16 protein-coding genes and 1 pseudogene are annotated in these 18,344 nt (G+C 36.6%); 12 read left to right on the forward strand and 5 right to left on the reverse strand.

The annotated features are described in order from the left end of the window. Positions 1–127: 127 nt before the first annotated feature. From FJR06_RS05895 to FJR06_RS05905, 3 genes are all read left to right on the forward strand, one after another. On the forward strand, positions 128–661 hold the full coding sequence (locus FJR06_RS05895) for a transposase (protein WP_015078995.1): 534 nt from the start codon (positions 128–130) through the stop codon (positions 659–661). Between the two features lie 211 nt (positions 662–872). Continuing rightward, positions 873–2,054: a pentapeptide repeat-containing protein gene (locus tag FJR06_RS05900; protein WP_168651035.1), complete on the forward strand. Its 1,182-nt coding sequence runs from the start codon at positions 873–875 to the stop codon at positions 2,052–2,054. A gap of 144 nt (positions 2,055–2,198) precedes the next feature. Further along, positions 2,199–3,029, forward strand: a complete 831-nt coding sequence (locus FJR06_RS05905; protein ID WP_015078993.1) for a Uma2 family endonuclease — start codon at positions 2,199–2,201, stop codon at positions 3,027–3,029. Positions 3,030–3,093: 64 nt separating this feature from the next. Here the strand turns inward: FJR06_RS05905 and FJR06_RS05910 are convergent, their stop codons facing one another. Then, a complete protein-coding gene (locus FJR06_RS05910) occupies positions 3,094–3,348 on the reverse strand; it encodes a hypothetical protein (RefSeq protein WP_015078992.1) in 255 nt (84 codons plus the stop codon). A 74-nt stretch (positions 3,349–3,422) separates the two neighbouring features. Between FJR06_RS05910 and FJR06_RS05915 the strand changes: the two genes are divergently transcribed. Next, complete coding sequence (locus FJR06_RS05915) at positions 3,423–4,025, forward strand: DUF3318 domain-containing protein (protein WP_015078991.1); 603 nt, start codon at positions 3,423–3,425, stop codon at positions 4,023–4,025. Between the two features lie 182 nt (positions 4,026–4,207). On the opposite strand, the pseudogene FJR06_RS05920 reads toward FJR06_RS05915, so the two are convergent. Further along, positions 4,208–4,456, reverse strand: a pseudogene (locus tag FJR06_RS05920) (DUF4351 domain-containing protein); the annotation flags it as partial. A 110-nt stretch (positions 4,457–4,566) separates the two neighbouring features. On the opposite strand from FJR06_RS05920, the gene FJR06_RS05925 reads away from it, so the two are divergent. The 8 genes from FJR06_RS05925 (at position 4,567) to FJR06_RS05960 (ending at position 14,852) form a co-directional block, all read left to right on the forward strand. Beyond that, positions 4,567–5,733: a pyridoxal phosphate-dependent aminotransferase gene (locus tag FJR06_RS05925; protein WP_015078990.1), complete on the forward strand. Its 1,167-nt coding sequence runs from the start codon at positions 4,567–4,569 to the stop codon at positions 5,731–5,733. Positions 5,734–5,766: 33 nt separating this feature from the next. Next, complete coding sequence (locus tag FJR06_RS05930; RefSeq protein ID WP_015078989.1) at positions 5,767–6,414, forward strand: histidine phosphatase family protein; 648 nt, start codon at positions 5,767–5,769, stop codon at positions 6,412–6,414. A gap of 174 nt (positions 6,415–6,588) precedes the next feature. Beyond that, the gene (locus FJR06_RS05935; protein WP_015078988.1) at positions 6,589–7,614 is read left to right on the forward strand and encodes a glucokinase; all 1,026 of its coding nucleotides are present in this window, start codon (positions 6,589–6,591) and stop codon (positions 7,612–7,614) included. A 37-nt stretch (positions 7,615–7,651) separates the two neighbouring features. Further along, positions 7,652–8,302, forward strand: a complete 651-nt coding sequence (locus FJR06_RS05940; RefSeq protein ID WP_168651036.1) for a Uma2 family endonuclease — start codon at positions 7,652–7,654, stop codon at positions 8,300–8,302. 118 nt (positions 8,303–8,420) lie between these two features. Further along, a complete protein-coding gene (locus tag FJR06_RS05945) occupies positions 8,421–9,176 on the forward strand; it encodes a YebC/PmpR family DNA-binding transcriptional regulator (protein ID WP_168651037.1) in 756 nt (251 codons plus the stop codon). Between the two features lie 492 nt (positions 9,177–9,668). After that, a complete protein-coding gene (locus FJR06_RS05950) occupies positions 9,669–11,291 on the forward strand; it encodes a TAXI family TRAP transporter solute-binding subunit (RefSeq protein ID WP_168651038.1) in 1,623 nt (540 codons plus the stop codon). Positions 11,292–11,567: 276 nt separating this feature from the next. Then, a complete protein-coding gene (uvrC, locus tag FJR06_RS05955) occupies positions 11,568–13,445 on the forward strand; it encodes an excinuclease ABC subunit UvrC (RefSeq protein WP_015078985.1) in 1,878 nt (625 codons plus the stop codon). Positions 13,446–13,577: 132 nt separating this feature from the next. Continuing rightward, positions 13,578–14,852, forward strand: coding sequence for a tetratricopeptide repeat protein (locus tag FJR06_RS05960; RefSeq protein ID WP_168651039.1), 1,275 nt, complete (start codon positions 13,578–13,580; stop codon positions 14,850–14,852). Between the two features lie 3 nt (positions 14,853–14,855). On the opposite strand, the gene FJR06_RS05965 is transcribed toward FJR06_RS05960, so the two are convergent. The 3 genes from FJR06_RS05965 to FJR06_RS05975 form a co-directional block, all read right to left on the reverse strand. After that, positions 14,856–16,022: a pyridoxal phosphate-dependent aminotransferase gene (locus FJR06_RS05965; RefSeq protein ID WP_015078983.1), complete on the reverse strand. Its 1,167-nt coding sequence runs from the start codon at positions 16,020–16,022 to the stop codon at positions 14,856–14,858. A gap of 373 nt (positions 16,023–16,395) precedes the next feature. Next, positions 16,396–18,030 carry a GUN4 domain-containing protein gene (locus FJR06_RS05970; protein ID WP_254434391.1) on the reverse strand — a complete coding sequence of 545 codons (1,635 nt, stop codon included), beginning with the start codon at positions 18,028–18,030 and terminating at the stop codon, positions 16,396–16,398. Between the two features lie 108 nt (positions 18,031–18,138). Beyond that, positions 18,139–18,344: hypothetical protein (locus FJR06_RS05975; RefSeq protein ID WP_168651040.1), on the reverse strand; the 206-nt coding region annotated here is incomplete at its 5' end.

Genomic DNA, 18,344 nt, shown 5'->3' on the forward strand with positions numbered 1-18,344 from the left:
CCTCGTTCCCAGTCTCTGACTGGGAATGCCCTCTAGAGGCTCTGCCTCCCATATTCCCTCATTATTATTAAAAAACTGCCTCTCATATTAAAATAAAATCACCACATCTACCAAATTAAATGAAACAATGGGACGCAGCCGCTATCATGTATTAGGAACTCAACCGCATTTCCTCACCTGCACATTAGTAAATTGGATGCCATTATTTGGCAATATTGAACTTGTCCAAATTATCATAGATTCCCTCAACTTTCTCCAACGTCAGCAGCGTTTGACATTATATGGTTATGTCATTATGGAAAATCATCTTCATCTCATCGCTGCGGCTGCAAACTTATCTAAAGAAATAGGGAATTTTAAATCATTTACGGCTCGTTCCATTATTGATTTACTCCAGAAAAATAATGCTGAATATATACTTAATCAATTAGAATTTCATAAATTAAAACACAAGATCAAACAAGATTATCAACTGTGGCAAGAAGGTTTTCATCCCCAAGCAATTGCTAATGAAGAAATGTTTATCCAAAAATTAGAATATATTCATAATAATCCGGTGCGACGTGGGTATGTTGATGATCCGGCTCATTGGCGTTATTCTAGTTACCGGAATTATATGGAATTGCCGAGTTTATTAGAGGTGGAATTGATTGATTTGTGAGATATTGAGGCAGAGCCTCTTGATAGCATTCCTAGTCAGAGACTAGGAACGAGGAAGAATAAATTTTAATTTTTCTGCCGTTATTTAAGGTTATTTTAACAATAAAATTTTTTCTTGTTCTAGTGTATTTGCTTTTTGATGTGCTAAAATGTCTGTATCTTGCATTGCTTACTTAATAAAGCCATTTTACACAGGGAGTAGAAATTGTATTATGTTCACAGATGATAAAAACGATTTTATTAAAAATTGGGCGATAACTGGAAGTATATTTTTGTTTTTGATAGCTGTTGCTGTTACAGTTTATTTCATCTCAATGATTTTAATTACTGACAAAAAAGATTTATTAGAAAACAAATATGAATATATTATTGAAAGTCTTAAAGTATTAGGTTTATTCATTAGTGGAGGGGCAGTAATTGTTAATGTTTACTTTGCAGGTAGACGTGCAGAGGCTATGGAAGAGACTGCAAAGGCTACAAATAGAAATGCAGACGCGGCAAATAAAAATGCAGAGGCTGCAAATGAAAATGCAAAGGCTGCAAATCAAAATGCAGAGACTGCAAATCAAAAACAAATTACAGAAAGATTTTCTAAGGCTATTGAACAGCTTGGGAGTGATAAACCTGAAGTTATATTAGGTGGAATTTATACTTTAGAACGAATTGCGAGAGATTCTGAACCAGACCAATGGACAATTATGGAAGTTCTGACAGCTTTTGTCCGTCAGAATGCACCTATTATAAAAGAAAATGAGTCACAATCTCCAGAAGATCAAAAAAAATTCCTAGAACTTAGAATTTCTATTCGAGCGTGTTTAACTGTGATTGGAGAACGTAAACACCCAGATTTAGAAAATAAATATCTTGATTTAACTAAAGTTAATATTAGTGGATTCAACCTCAAAAAAGCCAACCTCTACGGAGCCAACCTCTACGGAGCCAACCTCACAGAAGCCGTCCTCGCAGGAGCCAACCTCACAGAAGCCGTCCTCGCAGGAGCCAAGCTCACAGAAGCCGTCCTCGCAGGAGCCAACCTCACAGAAGCCTTCCTCACAAGAGCCAACCTCACAAGAGCCAACCTCAGAGGAGCCTACCTCTTCGGAGCCAACCTCACAGAAGCCGACCTCACAGGAGCCTACCTCACAGGAGCCAACCTCACAGAAGCCGACCTCACAGAAGCCAACCTCACAGAAGCCAACCTCTACAAAGCCGACCTCACAGGAGCCAACCTCACAGAAGCCGACCTCACAGGAGCCTACCTCACAGGAGCCTACCTCACAGGAGCCTACCGCTTGGAACCGGACTGGATAACAAAAGTTTTGCTCACAGAAGCCGACCTCAAAGGAGCGATACTCACAGGCGCTACAATGCCAGATGGGTCAATTCATAATTAGGAAGATTTGATTCTTGTAAATTTTCAATAAACAAGACTTTCTCACCCACAAAACCGAATATTCAAAACAGTCGCTACCATTTTCTAAACCGAATCATATTACTACATAATAGAAATAGAAATTCTATCTTTAGGATTGTTAAGAATGTATCAAACAGATCCGCCACTTTCCCCTAAAGAAACATTACCGACAATGTATGATCTTCCTAGCGAAGATCAAGATCAACCTGGTTTGCCAGATCAATTTCATTTATTCCAACCACAATTATTAGCAGAAACATTCCGTCCACCTGACTATCCTAGGGACCAAATATTTACAGGAAGTGATCTGAATCTTTATTATGATTTGCGTCATCCTTCATGGTATAAACGTCCAGATTGGTTTGCAGTTTTAGGTGTTCCCTCTCTTTATGAAAAAAGAGATTTACGTTTAAGTTATGTAGTTTGGCAAGAAGCAGTTAATCCTCATATTATTGTTGAATTACTCTCACCAGGAACAGAAAAAGAAGACTTAGGGACAATATTAAGAGATGTCGAAAAACCTCCTGGTAAATGGGAAGTTTACGAACAAATTTTAAGAGTACCCTATTACGCCATCTTTGATCGTTATAAATCTGAATTTAGAATGTTTCAGTTAACTGGCGCTCGTTATGCTGAAGTAGACTTATCAGATTTTCGGTTTTGGATTCCCGAAATAGAATTAGGTTTAGGAGTGTGGCAAGGAAGTTATAAAACCGTCGAAATGCCTTGGTTACGTTGGTACGACAAAGACGGTAATTGGATATTAACCAGCACAGAAGAGGAAAGACAGAAAGCTGAACAAGAAAGACAGAAAGCTGAACAGGAAAGACAAAAAGCTGAACAAGAAAGACAAAAGTTAGAACAAGAAAGGCAAAAGTTAGAACAAGAAAGGCAAAAAACCGAAAGATTAATTGCCCAACTTCGATCGCTTGGTGTTGAACCAGATTTAGAATAAATACAATCTCTCGTTCCCAGTCTCCGACTGGGAATGCCACCATAGAGGCTCTGCCTCAAAGCAGTTAATTATTTTGATTTTCCTTAGATAAATCCGTCGGTGGTCTATCATTACTCCAAGCCCACCAGACATAACCGCAATGACAATGGTAAAATTCTTGCCACTTCCGACGACGTTCTGGGGTACTGACAGGAGACCTTCTATTTAACCACACATTAACGGCTTCTCGACTACCAGCATGGCATTTGGGACAATGGAATTGATAGGCGTGTACGGCTTGATTAGTCCATTCTGGCGGATTGGGATCAAAAGCGTCCATATAAATATAAACTGGAATAGAGTGTAATCTTAGTAGTCATTGAATATACATAATTATGACTAACAATGGATGTTATGGAACCAAATATTGAAATTCGTCGGTTGTTGGATGTCATGCCCGCTTCTGGGCGAATGATGACTAAAATCGTCAGTAAACCAGAACAAAAACAGGTAATAGATGCGGCTTTTCCCCTGCCATTGAGTCAAGCAAGACCAATATATATTAATTTCGACTTATGGAGACGGTTGACAAAACCCCAACGAGATTTACTCCTATTACAGAGGGTAAGCTGGTTAATAGGGGTGAAATGGTTACAACCTAATATTTATCAAGGTGTGGTGTTAGCAGGGCTTGTAGGCGGAATACTGGAGGCAGTCCAGGGGGATGTGGTAGGTGTGGTAATAGCCGGGGGATTAAGTGCTGTAGCGGCTATCCGGATTTGGCGCACGAATAAATCCCAGGAGTCAGAATTAACTGCTGATACAGTCGCTATTAGAATCGCCCAAAGACGAGGTTATTCAGAAACTGAAGCCGCCCAACATTTGTTAACAGCTATTGAAGCAGTAGGAACAATAGAAGGGCGTTCTGGTTTAAATTTTAGTGAATTAATTCGTTGTCAAAACTTGAAAGTAATTGCTGGTTTATCACAAGTTGGTATTCCTAAAAACTATCAATAGATGTACAGCGAAGTAATTAAGATTTACGTAGGGGTTTAGCATTGCTTAATGGTGTCAACTTAACGTAAAACCCATAACCCGACTAGGAATGAATTCCCAGTCTCATAGCAGAAGTCATCTGAAGATGACTAAAAGAACTAGAAAGTTTTTGAACTTGTTTAGTTTACTTTAGTAAACTTTAGCTATTTGGTAAAATCTAACAATGCCTCACTCAAATTTTCCATGACAGGTAAAGGTAAAGCCGAAATAGAACCGCGTATTTCTGCCGATAATTCTCCAAACCGTTTTGTTAACTGTCGAATAACTAGATTGAAAGTAGCTTGTTCTATTCCTTCTTGTTTAATTTCTCTGTAAGCGCGACTTCTTTCTAGTGAAATTCCTAGCATGACTTCAACCTCCCTTAAAGTAAGTTTTTCAAATTTGTACATCATTTCCTAGTCTATCCATGTACAAAATTATCTGCGTTTATCTGCGTCCATCATCTTCTATCTGCGGTTAATTCTTTATTACTGTACATACTAAACATACATTTTCCCGAGTTATGAATTATAAAATATCACGAATGGAAACGATTCAATTGCCAATTATTCCGGTGGTGGGAGAATTAATAAAAAACTCTCCAGGAACAATTTCTCTAGGACAAGGTGTGGTTCACTATCAACCACCAGATACAGCAATGGAACTATTACCAAAATTTCTTGCTGAACCTAAAAATCATCTTTATCAAGCTGTTGTCGGGATTCCTGAATTATTAACAGCTTTAACGGCAAAGTTATCAATATTTAATGATATTGATATCAATGAAGAAAATGCTATTGTGGTGACAGCAGGTAGCAATATGGGGTTTATAAATGCTATTTTAGCAATTACTTCTCCTGGTGATGAAATTATTTTAAATACTCCCTACTATTTTAATCATGAAATGGCGATTAAAATGGCAGGTTGTCATCCGGTATTAGTGGCGACAGATGCAAATTATCAATTAATTCCTGAAGCCATAGCCGCTGCAATTACAGATAAAACCCGTGCAGTAGTGACGATTTCTCCAAATAATCCGACGGGTGTTATTTATTCAGAAACAGCATTAAAACAAGTTAATGAAATTTGTCGAGAAAGGGGAATTTATCATATTAGTGATGAAGCTTATGAATATTTTACTTATGATCATGTAAAACATATTTCTCCGGGGGCATTTACGGGCAGTAATCAATATACAATTTCTCTTTTTAGTTTGTCGAAAGCTTATGGTTTTGCTAGTTGGCGAATTGGTTATATGGTAATTCCTCAACATTTATTAATTGCTGTGAAAAAAGTTCAAGATACTATTTTAATTTGTCCACCTGTGGTTTCTCAATATGCAGCTTTGGGGGCTTTACAAGCAAAAGATGATTATTTAAAAGATCATATTGGGACAATTGCTAAAGTTCGAGAAATAGTAATTAACGCATTGCAATCTCTGGAAAATTTATGTACAATTACACCCGCTAATGGTGCATTTTACTTTTTTATAAAAGTGCATACAAAAATGAATGATTTGGAATTAGTGAAAAAACTGATTCAAGAATATAAAATAGCGGTAATTCCGGGAACAACCTTTGGGATGGAAGATGGCTGTTATTTGCGGGTTGCTTATGGTGCGTTACCAGCAGATACAGCTAAAGCAGGTATAGAAAGATTAGTCAAAGGTTTGCAAACTATCGTATTATAATCGCATAACAAAAATTAACACTTGTATTTCTCCATGAGTCAAATAGTTTGGATAGCAAGACACGCTAACCGCCTTGATTTCGTATATCCCGATTGGTTTCTGACCGCCGAAAGACGGTATGATCCACCTTTGTCCGATGATGGTATGATTCAGGCGCAGCAGTTAGCAAAACGACTCAAAGGGGAAAGAATCACCCATATTTTTGCTTCTCCATTTTTGCGAACTATCCAAACGGCAAATGCGATCGCTGAAGTTTTGGATTTACAGATTAAACTAGAAATAGGTTTGAGTGAATGGCTTAATCCCGCATGGATGACTGAAGAACCCGAAAAACTCTCAACTTCAGCTTTAGTCAAATTATTTCCCAGAATTGATACTAGCTACACATCACGTATAGCCGCAAAATACCCCGAAACTCATGAAAAAGTGCGGGAACGTTCGGCGCAAACTGCCAGATGTCTGTCTACTGAATTCTTCCCCCATGATATCCTATTGGTGGCACATGGCGCGTCTGTCTTGGGTGCAGCAATGGGATTTGTGGGTGACATAGCCAAAAATGAAGTCAAAGCTTCTCTATGTTCTTTGGTAAAAGTTGTCCGTCAAGATTCAGAATGGTTGCTAGAACTAAAGGGAGATACATCCCATTTGACAAAAATTGAAGAATTGGTGCGATTTGTGTAAATATTTAATGGGGATTTTCTCTAAATCGCCACTGACGCTATAGCAGGAGTCACCGAGTCACCGAGTCAGGAGTTAAGAGACTTTTAACTTATGGCTTTTACTGTAGATTCTGTATCTCATTCAAGTGCATATCGCTACAACTGGGCAAAAGTAACTTACTAACTGATAAATTTTATGACATTGCTACTGGCCGGAGACATAGGCGGAACAAAAACTATTTTGCGTTTGGTGGAACTTTCGGAAACACTAGAGTTAAAAACTCTGTATGAGGAAAGTTTCCGCAGTGGAGATTTTCCTGATTTAGTTCCTATAGTGCAAAAGTTTTTGAGTACAGCTAATTCTAGCACACCAGAAAAGGCTTGTTTTGCGATCGCTGGACCAGTAGTGGAAAACACCGCCAAGTTGACCAATTTAGCCTGGTTTCTCGATACAAATCGGTTAACTCAAGAATTGGGTATTTTGTCAATTTCCCTAATTAATGACTTTGCGGCTGTTGGTTATGGCATTTTTGGGTTAACAAAACAGGATTTACTAACTTTACAAGTTGGTAAATATCAACCAGCAGCACCAATGGCTGTAATCGGTGCAGGAACTGGATTAGGCCAGGGATTTTTGATTAAACAGGATCATCAATATCAAGTCTTTCCTTCCGAGGGTGGACACGCAGATTTTGCCCCCCGGAATGAGTTAGAATTTCAACTGTTGAAATATCTGGTAGATAAACATAATATTCAACGAGTTTCTGTAGAAAGAGTGGTTTCCGGGTTAGGAATTACCTCCATTTACCAATTTTTACGAGATAGGAAAATAGCCACCGAATCACCAGAAATTGCCCAAGCAGTCAGAACTTGGGAACAAGAAGCCGGAAAAGCCGAAAAAACCATTGATCCTGGGGCATTTATTGGGAGTGCGGCGCTGGAAAAAAGCGATCGCCTTTCCGAACAAACCATGCAATTATTTGTAGAAGCCTACGGTGCCGAAGCCGGCAATCTAGCCCTCAAACTCCTCCCCTATGGCGGATTATACATTGCTGGTGGTATCGCTCCCAAAATCCTCCCTTTAATGCAAAATGGTAGTTTCCTCACGAATTTTACCCAAAAAGGGAGAATGGGTTCTTTACTGGAAGAAATACCCGTGCATATAATTCTTAATCAACAAGTTGGATTAATTGGTGCAGCTTTGTCTGCCTCTAGGTTATAAATAGCAAGAACAGTGAAATATTCAGGAGTACCAAAAGATGATAATCACTGAAGTGTCAACCCAATTACTAACTAACACTTGGATAACAGCAACTTGGGATGAATATATTCAAGTTACTGAAAATTATGCCCATCAAAAAGCCAAAGGCTATTATCACAATGGAAAAATGAGGATAGAAATGCCACCAATCGGAAATGATCATGCCAGCGACCATAGTATTATTATTTTTGCTGTTAATCTATTTGCGACTATGAAGGGAATTAAGTTTAATAGCAAAGATAATTGTACATACAGAAAAATAGGATTTCAAGAAGTCCAACCAGATGTTTCTTATTACATTGCTGAAAAAGCAAATGCTATTCCCTATGGAACTTCCATTGTTAATTTAGATATTTATCCCATACCAGATTTAGTAATTGAAGTTGCGAGTAGTTCCCTAGCTGATGATAAAGGGGAAAAACGCCTGATGTATGAAGATTTAGGTGTAGCCGAATATTGGGTACTCGATGTGCAGAATGTCCAGGTTATCCCTTTTATGATTGAAAATGGTGGCAGTAAAAGAATTAGTGAATCTCAAGTATTACCAGGGTTACAAATTTCTCTACTAAATGAAGCATTAAGAAAAACTCGACAAATGGATCATAGTCAAGTTTGTGCTTGGTTGTTAAGCCAATTTCAGCACATCTAAGTAAAAACTACAGGTAGGATGGGCAATGTTTACCATACACTACTGAGAATTTTTCAAAGATAATGTATAATTCCTAGATATTTTATGTTTGAATAGAGAATAAATATTTTTTTTAATTATGGCAGGACATAGTAAATGGGCAAATATTAAACGTCAGAAAGCCGTAGTAGATGCCAGAAGGGGAAGTATATTTACCCAACTATCACGGGCAATAATTGTTGCGTCAAGAAACGGTATACCAGATCCAGCAGGTAATTTTCAACTCCGCACAGCCATTGATAAAGCCAAAGCTGCGGGCATTCCTAATGATAATATTGATAGGGCAGTAGCTAAAGGTGCAGGTACTTTCAGTGATAACAACATCCTCGAAGAAATTCGCTATGAAGGTTATGGTCCAGGGGGTGTTGCGATTTTAATTGAAGCCCTCACAGATAACCGGAATCGGACTGCGGCGGATTTGCGCGTCTCTTTTAGTAAAAATGGCGGAAACTTGGGAGAAACAGGTTGTGTAAGTTGGATGTTTTCCCAAAAAGGAGTTTGTGTAGTTGAGGGTGTAATTGATGAAGAACAGCTTTTAGAAGCTTCCTTAGAAGGAAATGCCCAGTCTTATGAAATCATTGCCGAGGAAACAGTTGAAGTATTTACAGCCATAGGGAATTTAGAGAAACTTAGCCAAACATTACAAACAAAAGGTTTTAAAGTCACAGATATAGAATTACGTTGGCTTCCTGGTAATCAGGTAGAAGTTACAGATGTAGATCAGGCTAAATCTCTTCTTAAATTAATTGATACACTAGAAGGGTTAGATGATGTTCAAAATGTGACAGCTAATTTTGACATGGCTGATGGTTTAATGGAATTAATTATGAATTAGGGCTAAACCTTAAATTTCATAAAAAAGGCTTGGCGATTTACCAAGCCCATATATACCAAGTGTTTACCATAGTTGGTTAATTTACCGGAATTAATCCTGAAATTCATCTATCTATGGTATGTGTATCAATTAAAAAATCAAGCACTTTTTTAATTTCTATATCATTCTTTCTTCTGACTCCTATTCCTGCCGCAATACCTCAATAAAAAAAGGTTTAGCTTTATACTAAACCCTCATAAAAAGCAGTTATTCGACACACCAGGATTAATGTAAATCTACTTTTATTTCTCTGCATCTTCCTATGGAGTGTATTTACTTGTCTACGATTATGATATAGCAGCTATCAGCGGTCAGCAATTAGTGGTAAAAAGATTATTTTCAGCAGTCTTACCACTGGATAGTGAAAAAAATACTATAAAATCTGGAATATCAATCTCTGTTATTGTATAAAAGTATGTATCTAATCCTTGGTAAATACACTATTTTGCATATATGTCAACAGCTAAAAACAATCATCAAACCAACTTTTTGCAATTTTTTTTAGTTCTAGATCCTTTCTCTAGGCTAATTTTTTTAGGACTTGGGTTTGCTAGTTTTGGTACGGTTGTGATCATTGTTGGGAATATTGTTAATTATCTCACACCACCTCACCTGACTCTAGCGGCTGGAGATAAAACAGGAGAAAGTTATATTATCAGTGAAGCTATTAAAAAGGTAATTGAACGCAGAACTAATATCCAAATTCAAGTAGAAGAAACTAGAGGAACAACTCAAAATATAGAAATGTTATCAACAGGAAAAGCTCAGTTAGCAATGGCTCAAGTAGATGTTGCTGCTGAGGAAATTGGTAATGTAAGTTCTCAGTTAAAAGCGAATATAAGAACAGTAACTTTATTGTATAAAGATACTTTTCAGTTGGTTGTAAAAAATCCTCAAATCAATCAATTTACACAACTTAAAGGCAAGACTATTGCTTTAGCTGCTACCGGTGGACAATATCAGTCTTTTCTAACAGTAGCAAAGCATTTTGATTTGAGTGAAAAAGACTTTAAGATTACAGGTTTAGATAGTAATGGTAAACCTATTCCTGCCTATAATGATGACCTTGCAGATAAAGATTTTCAGGAAAATAAAGCTGATGCTGTATTTCGTGTTCGGGCTATAGGTAATAAATCTATTGCTGATCTTGTTAATAAGCATCAGGGAAAATTAATATCAATTCCTCAAGCAGAAGCAATGAAAATCAAGCAACCTGCTTTTGAATCTGCGATAATTCCTCAAGGTGCATATAGAGGCAATTATCCTGTTCCTAATACTAATTTACCTACAGTAGCAATATCAAGATTGCTATTAACAAATGATCAAGTAGATGCCAATATTATCAGAAAATTAATTCAGACAATTTATGAAAATCGTCAAGAAATAGCTAATGAAATAGATAATGCTGAAGTTAAACCTTTGATTTCTAGTATTAGTCCTCCTAAAGAAAATAGTGGTGTTGATATTTTCTTACATCCTGGGGCTGCGGCTTTTTATGACAAAGATAAACCATCTTTTATTCAGGAATACGCAGATTATATCGGGTTATTATTGACAATTTTTTTATTAGCATTTCAATGGATTCGTCAACTCAAATTATGGATTGAGAAGAGTAAAAAAGATGAAGCTGATGAATATATTAAATCAGCCATTAGTTTAATGAAAGCAGGACAATATCAGATTGGAGATAGACAAAGAAAACTTGACAAAACCTTTGATGAAGCTGCAAAATCTTTGATTGATGAAAGAATTTCCCAAGAGTCTTTTCGGACATTTAACGAGGCTTATAAAAATACTAAAGAAGCCATAGAAAGGGATAAACAAATCGCTCAACAAGCAATTGAAAAAATCCAAAGAGAAAATGCAGCTAAATATATAAAAATCGTGGTAAAACTATTACGATATGGACAACAAAATCAAAGTACAATAGTTCAACAAAAGTTAGATACAATTCTTGAGCAGGTAGTTAGTGATTTAGTCTTAGAAAATATTTCTCAAGAATCATTCCGGACTTTTATTGAAGCATATAAAGCCACCAGAGATTCTATCGAAAGTAAGAACCAATCATTAAATTAACTTTTGATAAGTAGGTGAACACAATAAAACCAAACTGTGTAAAGAAACGTAAAATCGCTGAAAACTTCTTTACTCTTGCCTCTTGCCTCTTGCCTATTGCCTTGCTATAACGACAATTTTCAACGCCAACGTACTTAATACTAATCAATATCCCCGAATTCCTGGATCAATTCATAATTTATTGCAAAAATAAAAAAGAAGTCGGGGATCTGGGTATTTTTAATTTATGGTTTAAAATCAATATGGGTAAACTATAAAGTTATGTAAAATACATCCGTGACTAGATCTGAACAAATATTACCACTGTATAAAAACCCAGAACGGTTAGAAAATCGGCTGGGAGAAATTCCCCCAGAACCGGGGGTCTATTTGTTGCGGGATGGCAGCGATCGCTTAATATATATAGGTAAATCTCGTAAATTGCGTTCTCGTGTCCGTTCTTATTTCCGGGACTCCACTAACAAGACTGAACGCATTAACACGATGGTCAAGTTAGTGACAGAAATTGAATTTATTGTCACTGATACAGAAGCTGAAGCATTAGCCCTAGAAGCCAATTTAATTAAGCAGCATCAGCCCTATTTTAACGTTTTACTCAAAGATGATAAAAAGTATCCTTATCTCTGCATTACTTGGTCAGAGGAATATCCGCGCATTTTCATTACCCGCAAACGTCAATTAGGAAAAGCCAAAGATAAATATTACGGTCCCTATACAGATTCCGGCTTATTACGAGAAATTGTCCATTTGTGTAAAAAGATTTTCCCTTTACGACAAAGACCACAACCTTTATTTAAAGATCGTCCCTGTTTAAATTATGATATTGGTCGTTGTCCTGGAGTTTGTCAAAAATTAGTTTCCACAGTTGAATATGCAAAAATTGTCCAAAAAGTAGCAATGGTTTTTCAAGGAAGGACTCAGGAACTAATTGATATTTTAACAGCACAAATGGAAACTGCTGCCGAAGAATTAAATTTTGAAAATGCCGCAAAAATTCGTGATCAAATTGTAGCTTTAAAATCCCTCAATGCCGCCCAAAAAGTCTCCTTACCTGATGATACTGTATCACGAGATGCGATCGCTTTAGCTGCCGATGACCAACACGCCTATATTCAATTATTCCAAATTCGCGCTGGTCAATTAGTTGGCCGTTTGGCTTTTGTTGCTGAATCTCACGCTGAACCGGGAGCAATTTTACAACGAGTTTTAGAGGAACATTATCAAACAGCGGAAAGTGTGGAAATTCCTAGCGAAATTTTAGTACAACATGATTTACCAGATAGTGAGATCTTATCTGATATTTTGACAGAACGCAAAGGCAGAAAAGTCACAATTTCCAACCCTTTGCGACAAAGTAAAGCAGAATTAATAGAAATGGTGGAAAAAAATGCCCAATATGAATTACAGAGAATGCAAAAATTGGGAGATAGTAATCTGCAAGCAACCCAAGATTTAGCTGCTATTCTCGACTTACCAGATTTACCCAAACGCATTGAAGGTTATGATATTTCTCATATTCAAGGAACTCATGCGGTAGGTTCGCAAGTAGTTTTTATTGATGGTTTACCAGCTAAACAACATTACCGACATTATAAAATTAAAAATCCTGATATTAAAATTGGTCATTCCGATGATTTTGCCAGTTTAGCGGAAGTTATTAATAGACGGTTTCGTAAATATATTGAAGATCCCAAATTAGCAAGGTTGGGTAATGCTGACTGGCCTGATTTAATGATGATTGATGGTGGTAAAGGTCAATTATCTGCTGTTGTGGGTATTTTACAGGAAATGAATCTATTCGCAGATTTGCGGGTTGTCAGTTTAGCCAAAAAACGAGAAGAAATCTTTTTACCCCACTCATCAAAACCTTTAGAAACAGACTCAGAACAGCCAGGAGTCCAGTTATTACGAAGATTACGAGATGAAGCCCATAGATTTGCTGTCAGTTTTCATCGTCAACAAAGAAGTGATAAACTCAAGCGATCGCATTTAGATGAAATTCCCGGTTTAGGACAAAATCGGCAAAAGTTGTTATTAGCGCATTTTCGCTCTCTTGATTATATTCGTCAAGCTACAACTACACAATTAACAGAAGTTCCCGGAATTGGTTTACGATTAGCGCAAGATATTTATGATTATTTCCATCCTGTTTAAATATATTTTTTAAGAGATACGAACCACAGAGGCACAGAGGACACAGAGGGAAGAAATTTTTTACTCAGTTGTCTTGACTCCTGATTCATTCTGTATTATTAATCAACGTTGTAAATACCATAGTGTTACCAGATGAAAATTAGCTTGTGCATGATTGTTAAAAATGAAGAAACTACCTTGCCAAAGTGCTTAGGAAGTGTTAAAAATTTTGTTGATGAAATTGTAGTTCTGGATACGGGTTCAACTGATAAAACTCCCCAAATAGCGGCACAATTTGGGGCTAAAGTTCATTATTTTACATGGAATAATAATTTTAGTGATGCAAGAAATGAGGCTTTAAAATATGTCACAGGTGACTGGATTTTAGTTTTAGATGCTGATGAAACTTTAACACCAGAAATTATTCCTTTTTTGGAAGTGGCTATTAATAAAGAAGAATATTTAGTTATTAATCTGGTGCGTCAAGAAGTTGGTTCAACACAATCACCTTATTCTCTGGTTTCTCGATTATTTCGTCATCATCCAGATATCTATTTTGATCGCCCTTATCATGCTTTAATTGATGATAGTGTTATGGCAATTTTAGCCAAAGAAGCAAATTGGGAAATCGGTTATTTACCAGGGGTAGCAATTCTCCATACTGGTTATCAAAAAGCTGTGATTAATGAGCAGAATAAATCTGCTAAAGCCGCAGCCGCAATGGCAGAGTTTTTGGCAAATCATCCTGATGATGCTTATGTTTGTAGTAAGTTGGGGGCTTTGTATATGCAAATGGGGAAGATTAATGAAGGTATGGAGTTATTGAATCATGGATTAAATCAAATTATTGGTAATCAGGTTAATCAAGATAAAAAACCATTAAGTAAATTCAAATATTCGCAGTCACAAAAAGTTGAAGTTGCTTTTGATGAAGATATAAATTATGATATTTTGTATGAATTGCATTACCATTTAGGAATTGCTTATACAAATTTAAAAAATTTGCCCTCAGCCATTTCTCATTATCAAGCTGCGGTAAAATTGCCTATTTATCCGCTTTTAAAATTAGGAGGATATAATAATTTAGGAAATTTATTTAAAAATATGGGGAATTTTTCAGAAGCAAAAATTGCTTATGAAACAGCCATAAAAATTGATCCTAATTTTGTAACTGGTTATTATAATTTAGGGATGGTATGTAAAGCCATGGGATTATTTGCTGAAGCTATTGATGCCTATAATAACGCCATTAATTTGAATCCTGATTATGCAGAAGCTTATCAAAATTTAGGGGTTGTACTGTTGAAAATTGGCGATGTTCAAGGTAGTTTAGAAGCTTTTGAATATGCCATTTCTCTCCATGAATTAAACAACCCTGAAGAAGCACAAAGACTTCATCAGGGTTTAAAGGAAATGGGTTTGTTGTAATTTCTAAATCTGAGAACGCACGAATTTCTCTAGTCTATCCATTCCCTTTTCAATTGTCGTCATATCCGTAGCGTAGGAAAGACGAATATTTTTATCAGCGCCGAAAGCGACACCGGGAATAAGTGCAACTTGATGTTCTGCTAATAAAGCATCACAAAATTCCAGGGATTTCAAGCCGGTTTTGCTGATATCAGGGAAAAGGTAAAATGCACCGTCTGGTTTAGCGGTACTCAAACCCGGAATAGCTTTGAGTCTTTCAAACATTACCTGACGACGTTTAGCGAAAGCTTGACGCATTTCCTCTACACAGTCTTGGGAACTTTCTAACGCGGCGATCGCTCCATATTGAGCAAAAGTACACACATTTGATGTACTATGTCCCTGAATGGTACTAGCGGCTTTGATAATTTCCACAGGTCCAGCTAAATAACCCAAGCGCCAACCGGTCATTGAGTAACCTTTAGCGAAACCGTTACTAATTAAGGTGCGAGAAAAAATTTCCTCACCTAAAGAACCAATGCTGATATGTTCTGCACCATCATAGAGAATCTTCTCGTAAATCTCGTCAGATACAACATAGATATCTGCATCAACTATTACCTGCGCCAAGGCTTTAATTTCCCCTGGCGTGTATACCATCCCTGTGGGGTTAGAAGGGGAGTTAAGAACAAATAACTTGGTTTTTGGGGTAATAGCTTTTTTTAGCTGTTCTGGTGTGATTTTGTAGCCAGTGGAAGCATCTGTTTCCACAATCACCGACTTACCACCAACTAAAGTTACCATTTCGGGATAACTTAACCAGTAGGGTGAGGGAATAATTACCTCATCACCTGGGTCAATCAGTGCCACAATCAAATTATACAGGGAATGCTTACCGCCATTGGTGACAAGGACATTCTCTGCCTTATAATTAAGACCATTATCATTTTTTAGCTTGTGGGCGATCGCTTCCCGTAATTTTGGTTCACCAGCGGCGGGTCCATACTTGGTTTTACCTTCATCCAAAGCCTTTGCGGCTGCGGCTTTGATATGCGCTGGCGTGTCAAAATCCGGTTCACCTGCGCTAAAACTACAAACATCTATCCCCTCGGCTTTCATGGCCTTAGCTTTCGCTGCAATGGCTAAGGTGATGGAGGGTGTTACCTGACTTACTCTTGCTGCCAGCTTCATTCTACTTTAATTTCGCCAATATCCTTTCTATCTAAGGATATCCCAGAATCCTATCCGATATTTGCCCTTTCTAAATTCTTTTCTCTCCCAGGTATGGACAATTTAATTTACTTCAAGACTTGACAAGACGAAAATTTTGGTTTACACTTATGTTAGGAGTAGAAATCTGTCCGCGCATATATAGTAATTGTTTGGATTGTCAGAATTAGGATTTACAGGATGTTGATTTGTGATGGAGATTTTTACTTTTTCCATTATTCTTCATGTCAAGACTTGACAAGATGCGATAATTAGGGCTTGCTGAATAAACCGAAAACCTAGATAGATTAAGCCCACCTTCCGCACCCTAACTGTCCTCAAATTAAATCTAGTTCTAATTTTTTCTGCGATTAACAAATTTGTTATTCGCACATAGGTCCTGACAGCTTTTTACACGAGAAAAGAATAAGTGCATTTGCCGAACTAACCAAGATTTTACCCGCCAAGCTGCCATGGAAAGGTTTTCTGTAGATGATTGTGAGGTTAATTCAGCACTGTGTTGATCATAGTGTAACCATTTGACTGGTAAGTGTCCCATCGGTGTCATCGGGGACAATTTGAAAGTTAGTGCTTCATATTCTAACCAGTTTCCCTCTTTTCGCCAACCAAGGCGATCGCCAAGTTTCTTTTCTGTTTCATAGTCTACTTGACCACCCATTTCGCTCCAAATAGTTTGTTGAATACTAAAGCCAAAATAACCATAACTATATTGTTCCCACAGTTGATCGATATTATGAATATCTTGACAAGGAAAATTATCAATATCTTGCTGATAAACTTCATTCCAATAATTCTTTTTCATGACTGTTAGCATTAATTTAGCGGTTTCAATATCAGCTTCTTGCCACCTATGCTGCGCTAGAAGATCCCGTAATTGAGTATAATCAATATCTTGATTGCTGAAAAATTCTTTTGTCAAAGTAACATTATTATTCACCAATCCCATCAATCTTGTTTCTTTATCAGCAGATAGCGGAACGACAGTAGTAAAATTTATGTCTGCTATATTGAGCAAGTTTTCTTGGTCGGTGAATTGCTCAGATATATAGTTTGATATTAAATCAATACCTTGATCCAAAAAGACACTATTTTCGTTCAAATCAAAATTATGGATTTGCCAATCTAATAATTGAGATTGAATAAAAGCATCTTTTAATCTAGCTTTTCTTTCATAACTTGTTACCATAAAATCAAGAAAAGTATCAGAAATACCCTCCTTGACTTCAATGTGATCTAAATTTGACTGATACTTTAAAACGTTATCTCCTAAATTTTTAATATCTCCGACAATTGCGTAAAAATATTCATCTATTTTGACGACTTCTTCTATTAATGATTGAAAGGGTCTAAAGTATGCTTGTAAAGAGGTTTCGAGATTGATGGCAGTATGGGCAATGTTGGCTATTTCTTGACGAATTTTCTGGGCTTTTCTTTGATATTCGTAAATTTCTTGATAGACTTCTAAGTCTTTAACTATTTTTTTGACTATTTCTTTTTGATTTTGTGTATCTTCGGCAATTCTTGTAATTCCTACGCTGATTAAACTGATTTTTTCCAACATTAAAAAGTAAGCATTACTCAAGAGTAACACTGCTTTAAAATTTTCTTTTTTCTCCCATCTTAGTTCATCTAGTATTGCCGGATTATGATGATTTTTAAGTTCTAAATTACTTCTTTCATCTTCTATTTTTTTTATTTCTAAATATTTTTGTTTGAATAATTTTTTCAAATCTTCCGTAAGGATTAATAAAAAATCATGATAACTATTCTTGTAATTTTCTAAAAAATCAATAATATGTGTATAGTCATTAATAAATAATTGGATTTCCTCAAGAATTTCTCCCTGGCTAATTTCTGATTTTCGCTTAATTAGTCCACCAAGATGATGATGATATCGCACACCCTCTTTAAATAAGGTTTGACGTTCTTGGATTTTTTTTTGAACTATTTTTACCCCGTTATTTTTCATTACGGGTACTTGATAGTTTTGGTTGTAAATTGAAATACTTTTGTAAGTAATTAGTTGTTTCTGCTGTCTAGTTCGCATAAGCTTGATTATCAAAAGTATGAATATTTGTTAATCTTTTACCCATTTTAACACCTTTGAGTCTTTATTATAGCGGTAGGTAGAGCCATCCTGAGTAGTAATAGATTTACCTTTGCTGGCTTTACTTCTAACAGTACCAAGTGATGAATAGGTTGTTAATTTGTGCATTTCCTGATGAGAAAGCCCGACAATTTTATCTATATCTGTCGTGATTTGAGGATTTTCGGGAGAATTTA

The sequence above is a fragment of the Dolichospermum sp. UHCC 0352 genome (genome assembly GCF_009711925.1).
In the GTDB taxonomy this organism is placed as follows: domain Bacteria; phylum Cyanobacteriota; class Cyanobacteriia; order Cyanobacteriales; family Nostocaceae; genus Dolichospermum; species Dolichospermum lemmermannii.